General features: G+C 72.4%; 21 protein-coding genes. 17 read left to right on the plus strand and 4 right to left on the minus strand.

The window, feature by feature from the left end:
- The first annotated feature begins 319 nt into the window (after window positions 1-319).
- Window positions 320-1,216 carry a hypothetical protein gene (locus tag IH48_RS0111740; protein ID WP_037841710.1) on the plus strand — a complete coding sequence of 299 codons (897 nt, stop codon included), beginning with the start codon at window positions 320-322 and terminating at the stop codon, window positions 1,214-1,216.
- Window positions 1,217-1,241: 25 nt separating this feature from the next.
- On the opposite strand, the gene IH48_RS0111745 is transcribed toward IH48_RS0111740, so the two are convergent.
- Window positions 1,242-2,654 (minus strand): D-arabinono-1,4-lactone oxidase, encoded by a 1,413-nt coding sequence (locus IH48_RS0111745; protein WP_078849646.1) that lies wholly within the window; start codon window positions 2,652-2,654, stop codon window positions 1,242-1,244.
- The gene (locus tag IH48_RS0111750) at window positions 2,548-3,867 is read right to left on the minus strand and encodes an MFS transporter (RefSeq protein WP_030902683.1); all 1,320 of its coding nucleotides are present in this window, start codon (window positions 3,865-3,867) and stop codon (window positions 2,548-2,550) included. The genes IH48_RS0111745 and IH48_RS0111750 overlap by 107 nt, the downstream gene beginning before the upstream one ends.
- Before the next feature lie 118 nt (window positions 3,868-3,985).
- Between IH48_RS0111750 and IH48_RS0111755 the strand changes: the two genes are divergently transcribed.
- Together IH48_RS0111755 and IH48_RS0111760 are read left to right on the plus strand one after the other, a co-directional pair.
- Window positions 3,986-5,113 (plus strand): ferrochelatase, encoded by a 1,128-nt coding sequence (locus tag IH48_RS0111755; protein ID WP_030902684.1) that lies wholly within the window; start codon window positions 3,986-3,988, stop codon window positions 5,111-5,113.
- An 11-nt stretch (window positions 5,114-5,124) separates the two neighbouring features.
- On the plus strand, window positions 5,125-5,958 hold the full coding sequence (locus IH48_RS0111760; RefSeq protein WP_234434217.1) for an inositol monophosphatase family protein: 834 nt from the start codon (window positions 5,125-5,127) through the stop codon (window positions 5,956-5,958).
- 129 nt (window positions 5,959-6,087) lie between these two features.
- On the opposite strand, the gene IH48_RS36585 is transcribed toward IH48_RS0111760, so the two are convergent.
- Window positions 6,088-6,261: a hypothetical protein gene (locus IH48_RS36585; RefSeq protein WP_199809937.1), complete on the minus strand. Its 174-nt coding sequence runs from the start codon at window positions 6,259-6,261 to the stop codon at window positions 6,088-6,090.
- Between the two features lie 384 nt (window positions 6,262-6,645).
- On the opposite strand from IH48_RS36585, the gene IH48_RS0111770 reads away from it, so the two are divergent.
- The 4 genes from IH48_RS0111770 to IH48_RS0111785 all read left to right on the plus strand — a co-directional run bounded on the left by IH48_RS0111770 (window position 6,646) and on the right by IH48_RS0111785 (window position 10,090).
- The gene (locus IH48_RS0111770) at window positions 6,646-7,299 is read left to right on the plus strand and encodes a response regulator transcription factor (protein ID WP_030902687.1); all 654 of its coding nucleotides are present in this window, start codon (window positions 6,646-6,648) and stop codon (window positions 7,297-7,299) included.
- Window positions 7,300-7,304: 5 nt separating this feature from the next.
- Window positions 7,305-8,540: a sensor histidine kinase gene (locus tag IH48_RS0111775; protein WP_030902689.1), complete on the plus strand. Its 1,236-nt coding sequence runs from the start codon at window positions 7,305-7,307 to the stop codon at window positions 8,538-8,540.
- Between the two features lie 405 nt (window positions 8,541-8,945).
- Complete coding sequence (locus tag IH48_RS0111780; RefSeq protein WP_030902691.1) at window positions 8,946-9,242, plus strand: DUF4193 domain-containing protein; 297 nt, start codon at window positions 8,946-8,948, stop codon at window positions 9,240-9,242.
- Between the two features lie 14 nt (window positions 9,243-9,256).
- Window positions 9,257-10,090 (plus strand): hypothetical protein, encoded by an 834-nt coding sequence (locus IH48_RS0111785; protein WP_030902694.1) that lies wholly within the window; start codon window positions 9,257-9,259, stop codon window positions 10,088-10,090.
- Window positions 10,091-10,119: 29 nt separating this feature from the next.
- On the opposite strand, the gene IH48_RS0111790 is transcribed toward IH48_RS0111785, so the two are convergent.
- Entirely contained in the window at window positions 10,120-10,578 is a 459-nt protein-coding gene (locus IH48_RS0111790; protein ID WP_030902697.1) for a DUF3093 domain-containing protein, read from the minus strand.
- A 56-nt stretch (window positions 10,579-10,634) separates the two neighbouring features.
- Between IH48_RS0111790 and dut the strand changes: the two genes are divergently transcribed.
- The 10 genes from dut to IH48_RS0111845 all read left to right on the plus strand — a co-directional run bounded on the left by dut (window position 10,635) and on the right by IH48_RS0111845 (window position 21,708).
- On the plus strand, window positions 10,635-11,162 hold the full coding sequence (gene dut / locus IH48_RS0111795; protein ID WP_030902699.1) for a dUTP diphosphatase: 528 nt from the start codon (window positions 10,635-10,637) through the stop codon (window positions 11,160-11,162).
- A gap of 1 nt (window position 11,163) precedes the next feature.
- Window positions 11,164-11,970, plus strand: a complete 807-nt coding sequence (locus IH48_RS0111800) for a DUF3710 domain-containing protein (RefSeq protein WP_030902701.1) — start codon at window positions 11,164-11,166, stop codon at window positions 11,968-11,970.
- A 324-nt stretch (window positions 11,971-12,294) separates the two neighbouring features.
- Window positions 12,295-12,402 carry a potassium-transporting ATPase subunit F gene (locus IH48_RS35760; RefSeq protein ID WP_030902703.1) on the plus strand — a complete coding sequence of 36 codons (108 nt, stop codon included), beginning with the start codon at window positions 12,295-12,297 and terminating at the stop codon, window positions 12,400-12,402.
- Window positions 12,403-12,406: 4 nt separating this feature from the next.
- Window positions 12,407-14,098, plus strand: coding sequence for a potassium-transporting ATPase subunit KdpA (gene kdpA / locus IH48_RS0111815; RefSeq protein ID WP_030902705.1), 1,692 nt, complete (start codon window positions 12,407-12,409; stop codon window positions 14,096-14,098).
- 44 nt (window positions 14,099-14,142) lie between these two features.
- Window positions 14,143-16,254: a potassium-transporting ATPase subunit KdpB gene (gene kdpB / locus IH48_RS0111820; RefSeq protein ID WP_030902707.1), complete on the plus strand. Its 2,112-nt coding sequence runs from the start codon at window positions 14,143-14,145 to the stop codon at window positions 16,252-16,254.
- A 5-nt stretch (window positions 16,255-16,259) separates the two neighbouring features.
- The gene (kdpC, locus tag IH48_RS0111825; RefSeq protein WP_030902709.1) at window positions 16,260-16,952 is read left to right on the plus strand and encodes a K(+)-transporting ATPase subunit C; all 693 of its coding nucleotides are present in this window, start codon (window positions 16,260-16,262) and stop codon (window positions 16,950-16,952) included.
- Between the two features lie 84 nt (window positions 16,953-17,036).
- On the plus strand, window positions 17,037-17,774 hold the full coding sequence (locus IH48_RS0111830; protein ID WP_030902713.1) for an ABC transporter ATP-binding protein: 738 nt from the start codon (window positions 17,037-17,039) through the stop codon (window positions 17,772-17,774).
- A 197-nt stretch (window positions 17,775-17,971) separates the two neighbouring features.
- Window positions 17,972-20,515, plus strand: coding sequence for a sensor histidine kinase (locus IH48_RS0111835; protein ID WP_030902715.1), 2,544 nt, complete (start codon window positions 17,972-17,974; stop codon window positions 20,513-20,515).
- 26 nt (window positions 20,516-20,541) lie between these two features.
- Complete coding sequence (locus IH48_RS0111840; protein ID WP_051839606.1) at window positions 20,542-21,264, plus strand: response regulator; 723 nt, start codon at window positions 20,542-20,544, stop codon at window positions 21,262-21,264.
- Window positions 21,265-21,321: 57 nt separating this feature from the next.
- Entirely contained in the window at window positions 21,322-21,708 is a 387-nt protein-coding gene (locus IH48_RS0111845; protein ID WP_199809938.1) for an OB-fold nucleic acid binding domain-containing protein, read from the plus strand.
- The last annotated feature ends 3 nt before the right edge of the window (window positions 21,709-21,711 follow it).

A 21,711-nucleotide genomic window follows, 5' to 3' on the forward strand; every position in this document is an offset into this window, starting at 1 on the left:
GACGTACCTGGTCACTCTGTGCAGCAGGCGCCCGTGCGGTGCAACGGCCCCGCCGGATCGAGTGCCACGTGCGGCCCCCTTCCGAAGGTCCCGGACAACCGCGAGGAGGTCCGGCCCCAGGGCTCCAAACAGTACTCCATTCGGGCCATCCAGGTGGAGGGACGCGCCGCCCGGGTCCGCCGTGACGCCGCCGCCGCGCCGCGTTCACTCCGCCCACTCGGTGGCACTGTTCACACAATCCGCCGAATCGGAACTCCTCGCTTCGCCCATCTGTCCCTATCTGGTGCAAGCCGTGACAGTCGTTCAAGCAGGGGCCGGGATGGATCAGAAGCTGGACAGCGGTACGAAACGCTACGACAGCGGGACGAACGGCACGGAACCCAGGGAGAAGCGGATCGACCTGAGCCTGCCGCAGGTGGCCGGCAGCGCACTCGCGGCCATCGCGGCGGCGATCCTGGCCTCGCAGCTCAACGTGTACGGAACGATCATCGGCGCAGGCGTGGTCAGCGTCATAGCCACCTGCGGCGGCTCGGTCTTCCACTACCTGTTCCGCCGCACCGGCCACCACCTGCGCGGCGCGGCGGACGGCGTGCGGCCGAGGGCGCGCCAGGTCCCCGTGGTGGACGACCGGACCCTGGCCATCCGCAAGGCGGCCGGGCACCGCCCCTCAGCAGGCCACGACGGGCTGCCCGACACCCTGGACGTACTGGACGCGGACTACGGCGAAGCCACCACGCACGGGAAGCGGCGCCGCGGCTGGAAGCGCCCGGTGCTCACGGCCGTCGCCGTCTTCGCCGTCGCCATGGTCTGCATCACCGGCTACGAGCTGGCCGCAGGGCACGACCTCGCCGGAGACGCCCGCACGACCATCGGGTCCGTCGTCGGCGGCGGGGGAGGGGACGACGGCAAGCAGACGCCGTCGACGCCCGCCACCACCCCCTCGGACTCCACCGGCTCAGGCGATACGGGCCAGGGCTCCGCCGGCACGGGCGGCGGAGCCGACCCGGCCACGTCGCCGGGCACCGGCGGCGACGGCCGGGGCTCGGCCGACCCGAACGGGCAGGCCCCGTCGGGCGACCCGTCACCCGGCAGCTCCCAGCAGGGATCCACCGGGCAGACACCCTCCGCGCCCACGCCCACCCCGTCCACGTCCGCCACGGGCAGTGGCGGCACGCAGCAGGGACCGGACATCGCGCCGAGCGGGGCGGGCGACTGAGGCAAGCACCGCCCGGCGCCGGCAGTCATTCGCCGAGCACGCGCCGCAGGTAGTCGTTGGCGAAGACCCGGTCCGGGTCGAGACGGTCCCTCAGGGCCGTGAACTCGCCGAACCGCGGATAGGCGCCGGACAGGTACTCCGCGTCCCGCGAGTGGATCTTCCCCCAGTGCGGCCTGCCGCCGTGCGCCACCATGATCTTCTCGACGGCCCCGAAGTACGCCTGGTGCGGGGTGCCCCTGTACAGGTGCACGGCGATGTACGCGCTGTCCCTGCCCGACGCCGTCGACAGGGCGATGTCGTCCGCCGGGGCCGTGCGCACCTCCACGGGGAAGCTCACCCTCAGCGGCGACGCGTCCACCATTCGCTTCACCTCGCGCAGCGCCGCGGGCGCCGCCGCCCTGGGCAGCGCGTACTCCATCTCCACGAACCGCACCCGGCGCGGAGACGTGAACACCTTGTAGGGGACATCCGTGTATGTGCGCGCCGACAGGGCACGGCTCGACACCCGGGCGATCGCGGGTATGGCCATCGGCGCCGCGCGGCCCACGGAACACGCGACCTTGAACGCCCCGTTGGACAGCAGCTCGTCGTCCAGCCAGCCGCGCAGCAGGCCGGGCGGCGCGGCGGGGCCCTCGCTGCGGTTGTTGCGCTTGGTGTTGCAGTTGTCCGTGTGGGGGAACCAGTAGAACTCGAAGTGCTCGTTGCCGGCGACGAGCTCGTCGAACTCGGCCAGCACCCGATCGAGCGGCATCGGCTCCTCGCGCGCCGTCAGCAGGAAGAGCGGCTCCACGGCGAAAGTCACCGAGGTGAGCACGCCGAGCGCGCCGAGGCCGATGCGCGCGCAGGCGAACACGTCCGCGTTCTCCTGCGCCGAGCAGCGCAGCGTCGAGCCGTCCGCCGTGACCAGCTGCAGGGCGGTGACCTGCGCGGCGATCGACGCGGACGCACGGCCGGTGCCGTGCGTACCGGTGGAGATCGCGCCCGCCGCCGTCTGCGCCGTGATGTCGCCCATGTTCGTGAGCGAGAGCCCCGCGCGGGCGAGCGCCGCGTTCAGGAGCCTGAGCGGGGTGCCCGCCGCGACCGTGACCCTGCCGGCCGCGCGGTCGAGCGCCAGGATGCCGGTCAGCCTGTCGGGTCGCACCAGCACGCCGTCGGTGGCCGCGGCGGCCGTGAACGAGTGACCCGTGCCGACCGCCTTCACCCTGAGGCCGTCCTCCGCCGCCCTGCGCACGACGTCCGCCAACTCGTCGGGCCCGCCAGGGGTGACGGTGCGCGCGGGGCGCGCCGACACGTTCCCTGCCCAGTTGCGCCACGGCAAGGCGGCGGCGGAATCACGCCACGGGGCGCGCGGCCTCCTGCCCGTCCTGCCCTTCGCGTCCGTCCTGCCCGGGCCGCCCCGCGCCGCCGGGGTGCTCGTGGGGGTTCTGCGGGACTCCATCGGCCTCACGCCCTTTCCGCCGGGACACGGTGGCCGGCCTGCACAGCCGGCGGTAGCCGGCGACCGCCACCACGGCCGCGGCCGCCCCCGCCACGCCGGGCACCGCGTACCCCGCCCGGGCGCCGGCCGCGTCGACCACCCATCCCGCGGCCGACGAGCCGAGCGCGACGCCGACACAGATCCCGGTGCTGGTCCAGGTCATGCCCTCGGTCAGCGCGCTGCGCGGTACGTGCGCCTCGACCAGGGCCACGGTGGACACCATGGTCGGTGCCACCGTGAGCCCCGCGACGAAGAGCGCCGCGGCCAGGAGCGGCAGGCTCCCGGCCAGTTGGAGCGGGATCATACTCACGGCCATCGCGCCGACGCCCACGAGCCAGCGCCGCGCGGCCGGCCCCCGCATACGCAGCAGGCCGAAAACCGCCCCCGCGAGGCAGGAGCCGAGGGCGTACACGGCGAGCACCAGGCTCGCGCTGCTCTTGTGCCCCATCTCGCCGGCGTAGGCGACCGTCACCACGTCGACGGAGCCGAAGATCGCCCCCGTCGCCACGAACGTCACCACCAGCACCTGGAGCCCCCGGGAGCGCAGCGCCGAGCCGCCGGTGTGCTCCCCGGGCGGATGCGGCACCGGCTCCGTCGCGCGCTGGGCGGTCAGCCAGCCCACGCCCGCGAGCAGGAAGACCGCCGAGACGAGCGGGCCTGCCTCGGGGAACCACGACGTGGACAGGCCGATGGCCACGATCGGCCCGGCTATGAAGCAGACCTCGTCGACGATCGACTCCCACGCGTACGCCGCGTGCAGCCTGCCGGGCACGTTCTGGTGCAGCGCCGCCCACCTGGCACGCACCATCGCGCCGAGCCCCGGAACGCAGCCGCTCGCCGCCGCGAAGACGAACAGCGTCCAGTCGGGGGCGCCCTGCTGCGTGCACACCAGCAGCCCGGCCAGGGCGGCGACCGAGACCAGCGTGGCGGGCCGCAGCGTCCTGCGCTGCCCGTACCGGTCCACAAGACGTGACACCTGGGGCCCGAGCGCCGCCTTCGAGAGCGCCATCACGGCGGACAGCGCGCCGGCGAGCCCGTAGCGGCCGGTCAGCTGCGAGATCATCGTCACGACGCCGATGCCGGTCATGGACAGCGGCATCCTGCCGAGCAGCCCCGCGGCGCTGAACTTCCAGGCACCCGGCGACGCGAAGATCTCGCGGTACGACACGGCCACGTCCTCGTGGAATGACTCGTCAGGGACGACTCGTAAGGGATGAAAGGCGTCCGTACAGGCTACGGTCCTGGCTGTGCCGGTCGCTCCTGAATATCCGCGCGGTGGCAGGATCGAGGCCATGCCCGACGAGTCAGCCACATCCCCCTACGACGCCCTCCTCCTGCTGTCCTTCGGCGGCCCCGAGGGTCCGGACGACGTCATCCCGTTCCTGGAGAACGTGACGCGCGGCCGCGGCATCCCGCGTGAGCGCCTCAAGGAGGTCGGGCGCCACTACTACCTGTTCGACGGGGTCAGCCCCATCAACGAGCAGAACCGTGCCCTCCTCGCCGCCCTGCGCGAGGACTTCGACGGGCACGGCGTCGACCTGCCCGTCCACTGGGGCAACAGGAACTGGGCGCCGTACCTGACCGACACGCTCAGGCAGCTGACCGCCGACGGCCGGCGTCGCGTCGCCGTCCTGGCGACCAGCGCGTACGCCTCCTACTCGGGGTGCCGCCAGTACCGGGAGAACCTCGCCGACGCGCTCGCCACCCTCACGGACGAGGGGCTCACGCCGCCGAGGGTCGACAAGCTGCGGCACTACTTCAACCACCCCGGCTTCGTGCGGCCCATGGCCGACGGGGTCGTCGCCTCGCTGGCCGACCTGCCCGAGGACGTGCGCGCGGGCGCGCACATCGCCTTCACCACGCACTCCATCCCGACCGGCGCCGCCGACACCTCGGGCCCCGAGCCCGCGCACGGCGACGGCGGCGCCTACGTGGCCCAGCACCTCGAAGTCGCCGGTCTGGTCGCCGAGGCTGTCCGGGAGGCGACCGGCGAGTACCACCCGTGGGAGCTCGTCTACCAGTCGCGCAGCGGCGCCCCGGGCACCCCGTGGCTGGAACCCGACATCTGCGACCACCTGGAGACCCTGCACGGCAAGGGCGTGCCCGCGGTCGTGATGGCGCCCATCGGGTTCGTCTCCGACCACATGGAGGTCCTCTACGACCTCGACACCGAGGCCAGGGCCAAGGCCGCGGAACTCGGCCTTCCGGTGCGCCGCTCGCCCACGGTCGGCGCCGACCCGCGCTTCGCGGCCGCGGTCCGTGACCTCGTACTCGAACGGGCGGCGGCCGAGCGCGGCGAACCGCGCGAGCGGTGCGCGCTCGGCGCGCTCGGCCCGAGCCACGACGTATGCCCGGTGGGCTGCTGCCCGGCCCGCACCCCGAGGCCCGCCGCCGCGGGCGCCGACAGCCCCTACGCGTGAAGGAGCCCCGTGTGAGTGACGTGAGCGGCACGGCCGGTGCACCCGGCGACCGGACCCTCGCCTCCGACCTGCTCGCCGTCGCCCTGGAGGCGGCGTCGAGGGCGGGCGCCCTGCTGCGCGACGGCAGGCCGGACGACCTGGCCGTCGCGGCCACCAAGTCCAGCCCCATCGACGTGGTGACGGAGATGGACATCGCGGCGGAGAAGCTGATCACCGACTTCCTCGCCGACCGCAGGCCCGACGACGGGATCCTCGGCGAGGAGGGGGCGAGCAGGGAGGGCACCACCGGCATCCGCTGGGTGATCGACCCCCTGGACGGCACCGTCAACTACCTGTACGGGCTGCCCACCTGGGCCGTCTCGATCGCCGTGCAGCGCGGCGGCGAGACGCTGGCAGGCGTCGTCGAGGCCCCGATGCGCGCGGAGACCTACCGCGCGGTGCGCGGCGGCGGGGCACACCTGGGGGAGCACAGGCTCGCGGTGCGCCCCTCGCCCACCCTCGACCAGGCCCTGGTCTCGACGGGGTTCAACTACGTCGCTGACGTACGCGCCCACCAGGCGGAGGTGGCGCACCGGCTGATCCCCAGGCTGCGGGACATCAGGCGCGCGGGCTCTGCCGCGATCGACCTGTGCGATGTGGCGGCAGGGCGGCTCGACGGCTACTACGAGCGCGGGCTGCACCCCTGGGACTACGCGGCGGGCGACCTGATCGCGCGCGAGGCGGGCGCGCTGACCGGCGGCAGGCCAGGCGAACGGCCGCACGACGGGCTCACGGTCGCCGCGTCCCCGGGCGTCTTCGGGCCGCTCCAGGAGCTGCTGGAGGAGTACGGCGCCTGGCACGACTGAGCGCACGACGTGCGGCGGAGCCCCCTCCGCGAAGCCGCTCACGACAGCGAGGGGCCCCGGTGCCTCCCCCGGCACCGGGGCCCCTCGCAAGCACTGCCGCGCGACGGCGGCGACGGTGGACGGCCGGGCTCACGCCCCGGCCGTGCTCACCTCCACGCCGTGTTCGGCGGCGAGCCGGCGCAGATCGTCCAGCTCCTCCTGCTCGACGTCGGCGAGGAAGTCGTCGCCCGCCTCGCGGGCCCGGCTCATCTCGGTCTCGGTGGTCCTTATGCGCTGCAGAAGCCCTGCTGTGAATGCGTCCATGGGTGCGCCCCCTCGTCGTGGGTCAGTGGCACGGGGGTGTGCCGACGTGGTGGTCGGGTGGCACGGGATGTGCCGACAAGCGGGTGATCACAAGCCCTCTGCCTACTGGAAAGCAGAACGCGGGAGGAACAGCCGCGCTCGGGCGTGATCTGAGGTGTGAGGACCTCATCCCCAAGCCGGGCCGACAGGAAACCTCAACCGCCCCGGCGATGCCGCATATTCCCCGCGGATTCACCCGGGCTCGCCGCCGGGACCGGTGCCGGGGCGGCGGCCCGGCACCGCCTTACCGCCGGTTTATCCGCGAAAAGGGCAGGATGGGGACGCAAGGACGTGGTGACGCCTGCCCGGGACACGGGCACGGGTCTTGAAGGAAGGATCAGCGACGTGCGCGTACTCGTCGTCGAGGACGAGCAGCTGCTCGCCGATGCCGTGGCGACCGGACTGCGCCGCGAGGCCATGGCCGTCGACGTCGTGTACGACGGGGCGGCGGCCCTGGAGCGCATCGGCGTCAACGACTACGACGTGGTGGTGCTCGACCGCGACCTCCCGCTGGTGCACGGCGACGACGTGTGCCGCAAGATCGTCGAGCTCGGCATGCCCACACGCGTCCTGATGCTCACCGCTTCCGGCGACGTCAGCGACCGCGTCGAGGGGCTCGAACTGGGCGCTGACGACTACCTGCCGAAGCCCTTCGCCTTCACCGAGCTGACCGCCCGCGTCCGCGCGCTCGGCCGCCGCACGACGGTGCCGCTGCCGCCCGTCCTGGAGCGCTCCGGGATCAAGCTCGACCCCAACAGGCGCGAGGTCTTCAGGGACGGCGCCGAGATCCAGCTCGCCCCCAAGGAGTTCGCCGTCCTCGAGGTGCTGATGCGCAGCGAGGGCGCCGTGGTCTCCGCCGAGCAGCTGCTGGAGAAGGCGTGGGACGAGAACACGGACCCCTTCACCAACGTGGTCAGGGTGACGGTGATGACGCTGCGCAGGAAGCTCGGTGAGCCTCCGGTCATCGTCACCGTGCCCGGCTCCGGCTACCGGATCTGACGCCCGTGGCCTCCCATCCCGCGCCGCCCGGCGCGCCCCCGAAACCGACCTGGGACCCGCGCTGGCCCGCCGAGCAGGTGGTGCCGTGGCTGCGGCCCACGATCCGGATACGCCTGACGCTGCTGTACGGCGGCATGTTCCTGATCGCCGGCATCCTGCTCCTGTCGATCATCTACCTGCTCGCCGCGCAGGCTCTGCACGTGGGAAGCGAGCTTCCCTTCACGATCGTTTCCGGTTCGGTCACCAGCAACATCTGCAACTTCCCCGGCCACGCGACGGCCGACGAGCTCAACAGTGCGATGAACCAGTGCGTGAACCACGAGCGCGCGCAGGCGCTGGACGACCTGCTCACGCGCTCGCTGTTCGCGCTGGTCGGCCTGACGATCATCGCGTTCGCCTTCGGCTACGCGATGGCCGGCCGCGTCCTGTCGCCGCTCGGCAGGATCACACGCACGGCGCGCCGCGTCGTCGGCACGGACCTCTCGCGCCGTATCGAGCTGGACGGCCCCGACGACGAGTTCAAGGAGCTGGCGGACACCTTCGACGAGATGCTGGAGCGCCTTGAGCGCGCCTTCTCCTCCCAGCAGCGCTTCGTGGCGAATGCCTCGCACGAGCTGCGCACGCCGCTGGCGATCAACAGGACGCTGCTCGAAGTGCACCTCTCCGACCCGGGCGCCCCCGCCGAGCTCCAGCAGCTCGGCAGGACGCTGCTGTCCACCAACGAGCGCAGCGAGCAGCTCGTCGAGGGGCTGCTGCTGCTCGCCCGCAGCGAGAACCAGCTGGTGGAGCGAAAACCGGTCGATCTCGCGGAGGTCGCCGCGCGTGCCGTCGACCAGGCGACCGCGGAGGCCGAGCAGAAGGGCGTCGAGATGCGGACGCGGTGCGTGGCGGCGGTCGTGCAGGGCAACGGCGTGCTGCTGGAGCGGATCGCGCTGAACCTCGTGCAGAACGCCGTCCGCTACAACGTCCAGGAGGACGGCTGGGTGGAGGTGTGCACGGACGTGCGGCAGGGCCAGGCGGTCCTTGAGGTGTCGAACACGGGCCCGGTCGTCCCCGCCTACGAGATCGACAATCTGTTCGAGCCGTTCCGCAGGTTGCGTACGGAGCGCACGGGCAGCGACAAGGGCGTCGGCCTGGGGCTCTCCATCGCGCGCTCGGTCGCGAGGGCGCACGGTGGACGCATCTCGGCGGAACCGCGCGAGGGAGGCGGGCTCGTGATGCGTGTCACGTTGCCGATGTGAGCCGCCCGGTCGGGGTCCCGGCAGCCGAGAGGCCGTTCGCTTTGAGCGGAATTTTCGTCATCGGGGGCGATCGGTCTTTTGTGCGACGGATCACAGGAATGTTTGTCCACCCTCCTACGTTCAGTGATCAAACACCTGTCGGAAGGCCGGTAAAGTCCGGGTTTCCGGGGGGTGGGATCACGGGAAGTACACGGGGTGGTGCCTGCGAAGTACTACCTCGGGACCGTGTACGGTCCCCTTCGCCACCCGAAGCCGATCATTCGTGAGCGGCGCCGTCGGGTGTCGATTGAGTAACAGACCTTGATGTGAGGCAAAATCTCCGCTTCGGGTCGGGCACAAGTCCGGCCTCTCATGCGTTACGTGCGCTGAAGACATCACAGACACCCACAGGGGGAGAGCACCGAGATGGCTACCGACTACGACACTCCACGCAAGACAGACGACGACGTCGACCAGGACAGCCTGGAGGAACTGAAGGCGCGTCGCAACGACAAGTCGACCTCCGCGGTCGACGTCGACGAGTTCGAGCAGGCCGAAGGCCTTGAGCTGCCGGGCGCCGACCTCTCCAACGAGGAGCTGTCGGTCAGGGTCCTGCCGCGCCAGGCCGACGAGTTCACGTGCATGAGCTGCTTCCTCGTGCACCACCGCTCGCAGCTCTCCAGGGAGAAGAACGGCCAGCCGATCTGCCGCGACTGCGACTGAGAGCCGTCGCGATGATGGCAGGCGACTCCCCGTCCAGGAAGCGGCGCTTCCTGCCGGCACCGGGCCCGGGCGGAGCGCCGTCGCAGGACCCGCCCGGCGGTACGGACGCCGCGCAGGACGGCACGGACCGGCTCCCCTCGACCAAGGGCCGATTCGAGCGCGTCAGGCGCGGCGTACGCAAGGGCGGCTCGGGTGCCGCGGCCGGCCTCGGATTCGTGGCCGACCGGGTCATCGAGATCGCTCCCCGCATCCCCGTACGCGACCTCGCGACGCTGCGGGAGCAGTTCCCGGGCCTCGGCCCGGAGGAGATCGCCGACAAGCTGGTGACGGGCGCCGCGGCGAGCAGCGCGACCGTCGGCGCCGGCGTCGGCGCGGCCGCCATGCTGCCGGTGCCGCCGGCCCTGCCCGCGGAGCTGGCCGCCGAGATCACGGCGGTGGCGGCGATCGAGATCAAGCTCATCGCCGAACTGCACGAGGTCTACGGGCAGCGGCCCCCCGGCTCCCTCAGGCAGCGCGGCATGGCCTACGTGCAGTCCTGGACCGAGGAGCGCGGGGTGGACGTCACAAAGCCGGCGACGTTCAACGGCGCGCTCAGTGGCCGCATGAAGCGCGAGCTGCGCCAGCAGATCATGAAGCGCACGGTGCGCAGCCTCCCGAACCTCGTCCCCTTCATGATCGGCGCCGCCGTCGGCGCGATGATGAACCGGCGGGACACCAAGCATGTCGCGGAACACGTCCGCGAGGATCTGAGAAGGAAACAGGTCGCCTGGGACGCGCTGCCCGCCCTGCCTCCCCTGGAGCGCCCCGCGCAACCGCCGCCCGAGCTGCCCGGCGACCTCCGCCACTGACGGCCCGCGCGGGGCGCTGTCCGGCGCCCTCAGGCCGCCCTGGCGCCTTCGAGGGCCGCCGCGAGCCCCTGCGGGTCGCGGGTCGAGAGATAGACGTAGGGCGTGGGGTCCTGCGGGTCCGTGACCACCACGCGCACCGCCGTCGGCACGTAGCTGCGCAGCAGCATGAACGCTCGCGGATCCGCCTTGTGCAGCCGCCAGGCCCTCGTCTCGTCCGCGTCGAGCACCTCGGGCTCGCCCAGCGCCGACAGCGGGATCCTCGCGTCGCCCGCGACCAGCGAGTCGCCCAGCACGCGCACGCGCGCGGAACCGTACGAGCTGACGCAGCCCATCGCGATCGCGCCGGCGCCCACCAGGCCCGCCAGCATCGGGATCGGCCCGAGCGGCAGCAGGATCAGCGCGCCGCAGACCCCCATCAGGCCGGCGATGATCCACCAGGACGCGGGCGCGGTGAGGCGTTCTTCGTAACGCGGGGCGGCAGGCTGCATGAAGCAAGCTTGACACGGGCGGCTGTGGGCGCTGCCGCGCGGGTAAGGTCGCGCATGTGAGCCACACCCCACAACGATCCCCTGTCGACGTCCTCATCCGCCGGGTCGACCCCGAGGTGCCTCTGCCGGCGTACGGGCATCCCGGCGACGCGGGCGCCGATCTCGTCACGACGCTCGCGGCGGACCTCGCCCCCGGCGAGCGTGCCGTTCTGCCGACGGGGGTGTCCCTTGCCCTGCCCGACGGGTACGCGGCCTTCGTGCATCCGCGCTCCGGTCTCGCAGCGCGCTGCGGGGTGGCTCTCGTGAATGCCCCCGGCACGGTGGATGCCGGGTACCGTGGAGAGATCAAGGTGATCGTGGTCAATCTGGACCCGCGCGAGAGCGTGCGGTTCGCTCGGTTCGACCGGATTGCCCAACTGGTCGTCCAGCAGGTCGAGAAGGTCCGCTTCCACGAGGTGGCGGAGCTTCCCGGATCCGCGCGGGCCGAGGGGGGCTTCGGGTCCACCGGTGGTCATGCCGCCACGGACGGTGCACAGGGTGGGAATCGATACGCTTCGGTCGTATCCGACCGGGAAGGACAGTGACGTGTTCGGACGTCGCAAGAAGAACGGCTCCGCTCAGGACGCGACGGACGCGGCGGGCGAGGACGAGCTCCTCGACGGCACTGACGCCGGCGAAGAAGGCGGGGACGGCGGGGACGCCGAAGAAGCACCGGCGGACGAGGCCGGCGGCGACCGCGTGAACCTCCCTCCGGCTCCCCGGCCGGACGGACCGTGGGACAGCACGGAGGTCTCGAAGCCGGACGAGGGCAGGGTCGACCTCGGCGGCATGTTCGTGCCGGGAGTCGAGGGCATGGAGCTGCGCGTGGAGGTCGCGGGCGACGCCATCGTCGCCGCCACGGTCGTGCTGAACGACAGCGCCGTGCAGCTCCAGGCGTTCGCGGCGCCCAAGAAGGAGGGCATCTGGGGCGAGGTCCGCGAGGAGATCGCCACCGGCATCACCCAGCAGGGCGGCATCATCGACGAGGTCGAGGGCCCGCTCGGCTGGGAGCTGCGTGCCCAGGTCCCCGTGCAGCTGCCGGACGGCACCGGCGGCGTCCAGCTGGTGCGCTTCGTCGGCGTCGACGGGCCGCGCTGGTTCCTGCGCGGTGTGATCTCCGGGCAGGGCGCCGCCCAGCCGGACACGGCGGGCCTGCTCGAGCAGGTCTTCAAGGACACGGTGATCGTGCGCGGCGAAGGCCCGATGGCCCCCCGCGACCCGATCGTGCTGAAGCTGCCGAACGACGCGCAGATGGTGCCCGAGGGCGTGCAGCAGGAGGAGCAGGAGGGCTCCCGCTTCTCCGGCGGCATGGGCCAGCTCCAGCGTGGCCCCGAGATCACCGAGGTGCGCTGACGGCGACGGCCGTGTGAGCCGGCACAGACGTACGGCGACGGGCCGCATCCCTCACGGGGGTGCGGCCCGTCGCCGTTCCCTGTCGCCGTCGGTGGTGCGTTCCCGCTGGTCACGGGCTGAGACGTAAGGGGTGCGTACAGGACGAGGCCCCGGCCGTATGGGACCCGTCAACGCGCGTCGCGCGCGGCGGAAGCGGAGGTTTCCTCGATACGTCAGGATTCCTCCTCCTCCCTAGGAGCACACGATGGCCGACGTGGCCTTCGTCCTCACCGCGTGCGCGACCTTCGCGCTGGTGGCCGTCATCGCGAAGGCGGTGGCGAAACTGTGAGCGGCTCATCCGCCGAGATCGCGGAGAACGCGATCGGGCTCGCCGTGGCCGCCGCCGTACTGGTCTACCTGGTAGTGGCGCTGGTCTTCCCGGAGAGGTTCTGAGGCCATGGGCCCCGTACCCTCCGCCGCGCTCCAGCTTCTCGCCATGGCCGGGGCCCTCGGCCTGGTCCATCGGCCGCTCGGCGACTACATGGCCGGCGTCTACCGGTCGAAGAGGCACCTCAGGGTCGAGAGGTGGGCCTACCGGTGCGTGGGTGCCGACCCGGACCGCGGGATGCGCCGGCCCGCCTACCTGCGCGCCGTCCTGGCCTTCTCGCTCGCGGGCGTGGTCCTCCTGTACGCGATGCAGCGCGTGCAGGGCGTACTGCCGGGCTCGTCCGGCCTCGCGTCCGTCAGCCCTGCCCAGGCGTTCAACACGGCCGCCTCCTTCGTCTCCAACACCAACTGGCAGTCGTACGCCGGCGAGCGGACGATGGGCGCCGTCGTCCAGACCGGCGGCCTGGCCGTCCAGAACTTCGTCTCGGCCGCCGTCGGCATGGCGGTCGCCGTGGCGCTGGTCCGGGGCTTCTCCGCGTCACGTGGCAGCGGCGAACTCGGGAACTTCTGGGCCGACCTCGTGCGTGGCACCGTCCGTATCCTGCTGCCGATGGCGTTCGCCGGCGCGGTCCTCCTCGTCGCCACAGGCGTCATCCAGAACTTCGCGGGCGTCCACGAGGTGGGCCGGTTCATCGGCGGCCCCCAGCAGTGGAACGGCGGAGCCGTCGCCTCCCAGGAGGCCATCAAGGAACTCGGCACCAACGGCGGCGGCTACTTCAACGCCAACTCGGCGCACCCCTTCGAGAACCCGAACGGCCTGTCCAACCTGCTGGAGATCTTCCTCATCCTCGTCATCCCGTTCGCGCTCACCCGCACCTTCGGGACCATGGTCGGCTCCGTCAGGCAGGGCTACGCGATCCTCGCGGCCATGGCCGTGATCTGGGTCGGCTTCTCCGCGCTCATGATGTGGACGGAGTTCCACCACGGCGGCCCCGCGCTCCAGGCCGCGGGCGGCGCGCTCGAAGGCAAGGAGACCCGCTTCGGCGTCGGCGGCTCCTCGCTGTTCGCCACCTCGACGACCCTCACCTCGACCGGCGCGGTGGACTCCTTCCACTCCTCGTTCACCGGGTTCGGCGGCGGTCTCACCCTGCTGGGCATGATGCTGGGCGAGGTCGCGCCGGGCGGCGTCGGATCCGGGCTCTACGGCATGCTGGTCCTGGCCGTCATCGCGGTGTTCGTGGCCGGCCTGATGGTCGGGCGCACGCCCGAGTACCTGGGCAGGAAGATCGGCTCGCGCGAGATCAGGTTCGCGGCGCTCTACATCCTCGTCACGCCGGCACTCGTACTCGTCCTCACGGCCCTGTCCACGGCGCTCGCCACCCCGCCCCACTCCGTGCTCAACTCCGCCACGGCGGCGGTATCGCACTCCCACGCCCACGCGTTCACCGAGATCCTCTACGCGTACACGTCGGCCGCCAACAACAACGGCTCCGCCTTCGCGGGCCTGAACGCCGACACGGACTGGTACAACACGACCCTCGGCCTGGCCATGCTGCTCGGCCGCTTCCTGCCCATGGTCTTCGTGCTCGCGCTCGCGGGATCCCTGGCCGAGCAGCGGCCCGTGCCCGAGACCGCGGGCACCCTGCGCACCCACAAGCCGCTGTTCGCGTCGCTGCTCGTCGGCACGACCGTCCTCGTCAGCGGCCTCACGTACTTCCCCGCACTGGCCCTCGGGCCCCTCGCCGAGGGGCTCGCGTCATGACATTCCCCCGTCTGAATCAACGTCTGAAGCAAGAGGACGCACCCATGTCCACCTCCACCGCGGCCAGGGCCGCGCTCCGCACCACCCCATCGGGCCGCGATCCGGGCGGTGGCCGCGTGGGCGGCGGCCTCTTCGACCCGGCTGCGCTGCTGAGGTCCCTGCCCGAGGCGTGCAGGAAGCTCGACCCGCGGGTGATGGTCAAGTCGCCGGTCATGTTCGTCGTCGAGATCGGCTCCGTACTGACCACGGCCTACGCGTTCGCGTCGCCGGGCGACTGGTTCGGCTGGGCGGTCGCCGCCTGGCTGTGGCTGACGACGCTCTTCGCCAACCTCGCCGAGGCCGTCGCCGAGGGACGCGGCAAGGCGCAGGCCGACACCCTCCGCAGGGCGAGGACCGGCACGGTCGCGCGCCGGATCTCCGGCGGCGCCGAGGAACGTGTGCCCGGCACGGCGCTGCACGCCGGCGACCTGGTGGTCTGCGAGGCGGGCGACACGGTCCCGGGGGACGGCGACGTCGTCGAGGGCGTCGCCTCGGTCGACGAGTCGGCCGTCACGGGCGAGTCCGCCCCCGTCATCCGCGAGTCGGGCGGCGACCGCAGCGCCGTCACCGGCGGCACGAAGGTCCTCTCCGACCGCGTGGTCGTACGGATCACGGCGGAGCCGGGCGACACGTTCATCGACCGCATGATCAGACTGGTCGAGGGCGCCGCGCGGCAGAAGACACCCAACGAGATCGCGCTGAACACCCTCCTCGCGTCCCTCACCGTCGTCTTCCTGATCGCGGTCGTCACCCTCCAGCCGTTCGCGACCTTCGCCGGCGACCCGCAGACCGTCATCGTGCTGATCGCCCTGCTCGTCTGCCTGATCCCGACCACGATCGGCGCCCTCCTGTCCGCGATCGGCATCGCCGGCATGGACCGCCTCGTGCAGCGCAACGTCCTCGCCACCTCGGGGCGCGCCGTCGAGGCCGCGGGCGACGTCTCCACGCTGCTGCTCGACAAGACGGGCACCATCACGCTCGGCGACCGGCAGGCCTGCGAGTTCGTGGCGGTGGACGGTGCCGCCGAGTCGCGGCTCGCGGAGGCCGCCCAGCTCTCCTCGCTCGCCGACGAGACACCGGAGGGCCGCTCGGTGGCCGTACTCGCCGGGGAGCGCTACGGGCTTCCCGAGCGCGAGCGCTCCGGGGTGCGCGGCGCGGAGTGGATCGCGTTCACGGCCGCGACCCGGATGTCAGGCGTCGACCTCGCCGAGGACGGCGCCGTGCGCAGGATCCGCAAGGGGGCCGCGGGATCCGTCGCGGCCTGGGTCCGCGAAAACGGCGGCACGGTAGCGGACGGCGCGCAGGCCCTCACCGACCGCATCGCCGAGGCCGGCGGCACCCCGCTGCTCGTCGCGGAGGCGGACGCGCGCGGTGCCCGGGTGCTCGGCGTCATCCACCTGGGGGACGTCGTCAAGTCCGGCATGCGCGAGCGGTTCGCCGAGCTGCGGCGCATGGGCATCAGGACCGTCATGATCACCGGCGACAACCCGCTGACAGCCAGGGCCATCGCGGACGAGGCCGGCGTGGACGACTTCCTCGCCGAGGCAACGCCCGAGGACAAGCTGGCACTGATCAGGCGCGAGCAGTCCGGCGGACGGCTCGTCGCCATGACCGGCGACGGCACCAACGACGCGCCCGCTCTCGCGCAGGCGGACGTCGGCGTGGCCATGAACACCGGCACCTCCGCCGCCAAGGAGGCCGGGAACATGGTCGACCTGGACTCCGACCCGACGAAGCTGATCGAGATCATCGAGATCGGCAAGCAGCTGCTCATCACGCGCGGCGCCCTGACGACCTTCTCGATCGCCAACGACGTCGCGAAGTACTTCGCGATCCTGCCCGCCATGTTCGCCGCCGCATACCCCGGCCTCGACAGGCTCAACGTCATGCGGCTCGACTCGCCGCAGTCCGCGATCATGTCCGCCGTCGTCTTCAACGCGCTGATCATCGTCGCGCTGGTGCCGCTGTCCCTGAAGGGCGTGCGCTACCGGCCGCGCAGCGCCGACCGGATGCTCCGCCGCAACCTCCTCGTCTACGGCCTCGGCGGTCTTGTCACGCCGTTCGCCGGCATCAAGGTCATCGACCTGGCCCTCTCCACCATCCCCGGCGTGAGGTGATCCCCATGACCCCCGCACACACCCGGGCCGGCGCCACCGCCCGGCTCCTGTGGGCCGCGCTGCGCGCCCTGCTCGTCCTCACCGTCGCCACCGGCGTCCTCTACCCGCTGGCCGTGACCGGCGTCGCGCAGGCCGCGTTCCCCCGCCAGGCGAACGGCTCCGAGATCAAGGACCACGGGAAGGTCGTCGGCTCCTCCTCCATCGGGCAGAGGTTCGACCTGCCGCGCGGGAAGGACGGGCAGGCCGCCGCGCCCGACCTCCACTGGTTCCAGCCACGCCCGTCCGCGGGCCTCGGCTCGGCCCGGGTGGGCGGGCCGGGCGCGCGGAGCGACCTGCTGGTGTCCGGTGCCTCCAACCTCGCGGCTGACAGCAAGACCCTGCTCGCGGCGGTCAGGGCTCGCAAGGCCGCCGTCGTCAGGGACAACACGGTGCCCGGGTACACCGTGCGCCCCTCGCAGGTGCCGCCTGACGCCGTCACGTCGTCCGGATCGGGACTCGACCCGGACATCTCTCCCGCGTACGCGCGCCTCCAGGTGCACCGGGTCGCGCGGGAGAACGGCCTCGCCGTCGCGCGCGTGCGCGAGATCGTGGACGACCACACCAAGGGCCGCGACCTCGGCTTCGCGGGCGATCCCAAGGTCAACGTCCTCCAGCTCAACATCGCGGTACGCAACCTCGTCACGCATCCGGAAGACTGACGGCATCGGGCCACGGCGGGCCGTGTGCGCACGGCCCGCCGTCCGCCATACTGGCGCGGTGCGCGGACCAGACAGGGGGGACCCATGAGCGGCAACGAGAGCGCCGGCACGGCATCCGGCACGGCACTGGCCGAAGGCCCGGGCGCCGACACCATGGTGCGGGTGGCGGACCTGCACCGCTCCTACGGCTCCGGCGCGGCGGCCGTGCACGCGCTGCGCGGCGTCTCGTTCACCGTGCCGCGCGGCGAACTGGTCGCTCTCAAGGGCCGGTCGGGCTCGGGCAAGACGACCCTGCTCAACCTCGTCGGGGGCCTCGACACCCCCGACAGCGGCACCGTCACCGTCGACGGCACCGACCTGTCCACGCTCGGCGAGGACGGCCTGCTCGCCCTGCGCAGGGACCGGATCGGCTTCGTCTTCCAGTCCTTCGGCCTCATCCCCATCCTCAGCGCCGCGGAGAACGTCGGCGTCCCCATGCGGCTGCGCAAGACCGCCGCACGCGAGCGCGAGGAACGCGTCGAGCTGCTGCTCGCCCTCGTCGGGCTCGCCGACCACGCCGCCCAGCGGCCCGGCGAGCTCTCCGGCGGCCAGCAGCAGCGCGTCTCGATCGCCCGCGCCCTCGCCAACCGGCCCGCGCTGCTCATCGCCGACGAGCCGACCGGGCAGCTCGACGCGGAGACCGGGCTCGCCGTCATGGAGCTGCTGCGGGCTGTCGTACGGGCGGAGGGCGTCACCGCGCTCGTCGCCACGCACGACGCCCAGCTCCTCGGCCTGGCCGACCGGGTCATCGAACTGAGCGACGGGCACATCACCGAGGCGTGACCCCGGCCACGCGTTCCGGCCGTGCCGGCGCATCAGGGTCGTGTCAAGACGTGCCCGAGACCCCTGCTCGCCCCCTTCCACCGTGGTCAGGCGCTGTAGCGTCGAAGGAGCCGGCGCGCGGCACGCGCGCCGGCCCGGCCGGGACGCACCGGCCCAGCGCCGGGATCCACCGGCCCAGCCCGGAAGACAATGGAGCGATGGGACGCGGCAAGCTTCGTATCTACCTCGGGTCCGCTCCGGGCGTCGGCAAGACGTACGCGATGCTCTCCGAGGCGCACCGCCGTGCCGAACGCGGCACCGACGTCGTGGTCGCCTTCGTCGAGCACCACGACAGGCCACGCACGCGTACCCTGCTGAGCGGCCTCGAAGAGGTGGGCCGCAAGCAGATCGAGTACCGCGGCACCCTCTTCACCGAGATGGACGTCGACGCCGTGCTGGCGCGGCGGCCCGCCGTCGCGCTCGTGGACGAGCTGCCGCACACCAACGTGCCGGGCTCACGCAACGCCAAGCGCTGGCAGGACGTCGAGGAACTCCTCCAGGCGGGCGTCGACGTCGTCTCCACCGTCAACATCCAGCACCTGGAGTCGCTCGGCGACGTCGTCGAGACGATCACCGGCGTCAGGCAGCGCGAGACCGTGCCCGACGAGTTCGTCAGGCGCGCCGACCAGATCGAGCTCGTCGACATGTCGCCCGAGGCGCTGCGGCGCCGCATGGCGCACGGCAACATCTACAAGCCCGACAAGATGGACGCCGCCCTCTCCCACTACTTCAGGCCCGGCAACCTCACCGCGCTGCGCGAGCTGGCGCTGCTGTGGGTCGCCGACCGCGTCGACGCGTACCTCCAGCGCTACCGCGGCGAGCACGGCATCCGCTCCACCTGGCAGGCCAGGGAGCGCATCGTCGTCGGCCTGACCGGCGGCCCCGAGGGCCGCACGCTGATCCGCCGCGCCGCCCGGGTGGCCGCGAAGGGCTCGGGCAGCGAGGTACTCGGCGTCTACATCGCGCGCAGCGACGGACTCACCGCGCCCTCACCCAAGGAACTCGCCGTCCAGCGCACCCTGCTCGAAGACCTCGGCGGCACCTTCCACCACGTCATAGGGGACGACACGGCGTCCGCGCTGCTGGAGTTCGCACGCGGCGTCAACGCCACGCAGATCGTGCTCGGCTCCAGCCGCCGCAAGACCTGGCAGTACGTGTTCGGGCCCGGCGTCGGCGCGACCGTCGCCCGCGACTCGGGGCCCGACCTCGACGTGCACATCGTCACCCACGACCGCGTCGCCAAGGGGCGCGGCCTGCCCGTCGCGCGGGGCGCGCGGCTCGGCCGCCCCCGCATCATCTGGGGCTGGCTGCTCGCCGTCGTGGCCCCGGTCCTGCTGACGCTGCTGCTCTCGTCGCTCTCCGACCCGCTCGGCCTGTCCAACGACGTCCTGCTGTTCCTGTTCCTGACGGTGCTCGCCGCGCTGTTCGGCGGGCTGCTGCCCGCGCTCGCCTCGGCCGCCCTCAGCTCACTCCTGCTGAACTTCTACTACACGCCGCCCACGCACACGCTGGACATCGCCGAGCCGAAGAACGTCGTCGCCCTCGTGGTGTTCTTCGCCGTCGCCGTCTGCGTCGCGTCCGTCGTGGACCAGGCGGCCCGCCGTACCCACCAGGCCGCACGGCTGCGCGCCGAGTCGGAGATCCTCTCGTTCCTTGCGGGCAGCGTGCTGCGCGGCGAGACCACCCTGGACGCGCTGCTCGAACGGGTCCGCGAGACGTTCGCGATGGACTCGGTCGCCCTGCTCGAACGCAAGAGCGACGTGGAGCCGTGGACGTGCGCCGGCAGCGTGGGGCCCCAGCCGTGCCGGCGCCCCGAGGACGCCGACGTCGACATGCCCGTGGGCGACCACATGGCGCTCGCCCTGTCGGGCCGCGTCCTGCCGGCCGAGGACCGGCGCGTGCTGGCCGCGTTCGCCGCCCAGGCCGCCGTCGTCCTCGACCGCCAGCGGCTCGTCGGCGAGGCGTCCAGGGCCCGCGAGCTCGCCGAGGGCAACCGCATCCGCACGGCGCTGCTCGCCGCCGTCAGCCACGACCTGCGCACCCCGCTCGCCGGCATCAAAGCCGCGGTCACCTCCCTGCGCTCGCAGGACGTCGAATGGTCCGAGGAGGACGAGGCCGCGCTGCTCGAAGGCATCGAGGAGGGCGCCGACCGGCTCGACCACCTCGTCGGCAACCTGCTCGACATCACCCGCCTGCAGACCGGCACCGTCACCCCGATGATCCGCGTCGTCGACCTCGACGAGGTCGTGCCCCTCGCGCTCGTCGGCGTACCCGAGGACAGCGTCGAGCCCGACATCCCCGAGACGCTCCCCATGGTCGCCGTCGACACCGGCCTGCTGGAGCGCGCCGTGGCCAACATCGTCGAGAACGCCGTCAAGTACAGCCCCGAGGGCCGCCGCGTCACCGTCGCGGCCAGCGCCATCGGCGACCGCGTCGAGGTGCGCGTCGTCGACCGCGGACCGGGCGTCCCCGACGACGGCAAGGAGCGCATCTTCGAGCCCTTCCAGCGCCACGGCGACGCGCCGCGGGGAGCCGGCGTGGGCCTGGGCCTCGCCGTCGCCCGCGGCTTCGTCGACGCCATGGGCGGCACGCTCTTCGCGGAGGACACCCCCGGCGGCGGCATGACCATGGTGCTCACCCTCAAGGCGGCGGCCGGCGTGGCGCCGGTGCGCCCCGAGCTACCCGCCGAGGTCACCTCGTGACCCGGCCCGCAGAAAGGCAGGCAGGAATGCAGCACCCCGCCGGGGTGGAGCCCCGCACCCCCGTAAGGGTGCTCGTGGTGGACGACGAACCGGCGATCGTCCGGGCCCTGGTGATCAACCTCAGGGCGCGCAAGTACGAGGTGGACGCCGCGGCCGACGGCGCCTCCGCGCTGGAGCTCGCCGCCGCCCGCCGCCCCGACGTGGTGGTGCTCGACCTCGGCCTGCCCGACATGGACGGCGTCGAGGTCATCAGGGGGCTGCGCGGCTGGACGCGCGTGCCGATCCTCGTGCTGTCCGCGCGCCACACCTCGGACGAGAAGGTCGAGGCGCTCGACGCGGGCGCCGACGACTACGTCACCAAGCCGTTCGGCATGGACGAGCTGCTGGCGAGGCTGCGCGCCGCGGTCAGACGCGCGGAGCCGGTCGGCACGGAGGGCGACGAGGGCGCGGCCGTCGTGGAGACCGACGGCTTCACCGTCGACCTCGCGGCGAAGAAGGTCAACAGGGACGGCCGCGACGTGCGGCTCACCCCGACGGAATGGCACCTGCTCGAAGTGCTCGTGCGCAACACGGGGCGGCTGGTGAGCCAGAAGCAGCTGCTGCAGGAGGTCTGGGGCCCCTCGTACGGCACCGAGTCCAACTACCTGCGCGTGTACATGGCGCAGCTGCGCCGCAAGCTGGAGCAGAACCCGTCCCACCCGCGGCACTTCGTCACCGAACCCGGCATGGGCTACCGCTTCGAACGCTGATCCGGCCGGGGTGTGCGCCGGGGCATGCGGCGCACAGGCGCCCGGTACGCTCTACGTATGAGTGCTGAGAAGGCCACCGGCCGGTTCCGGCGGATGCTCGACCGGCTCTCCAGCTCCCAGGAGGACCTGGAGTCCGAGGAGCTGCGCGAGGACGCCCAGGCATCCGGCTGCATGCGCATCTCCGAGTGCGACGACCGCCAGATGGTGCGGGTCGCTGGTACGTTGCGGACGGTCACCCTGCGGCCGAGGGCCGGCGTGCCGGCCCTGGAGGCGGAGCTGTTCGACGGCACCGCCCTGCTCGACGTGGTGTGGCTCGGCCGGCGCTCGATCGTGGGCATCGAGCCCGGACGCAGGATGACCGCGTACGGCCGGATCTCGATGAGCCACGGCCGCCGGGTCCTGTTCAACCCCCGATACGAGCTGCGACCGCTCGGACAGGAGTAGTAG

Origin of the sequence: Streptomyces sp. NRRL F-5126 (genome assembly GCF_000721265.1) — a bacterium.
Taxonomy (GTDB): domain Bacteria; phylum Actinomycetota; class Actinomycetes; order Streptomycetales; family Streptomycetaceae; genus Streptomyces.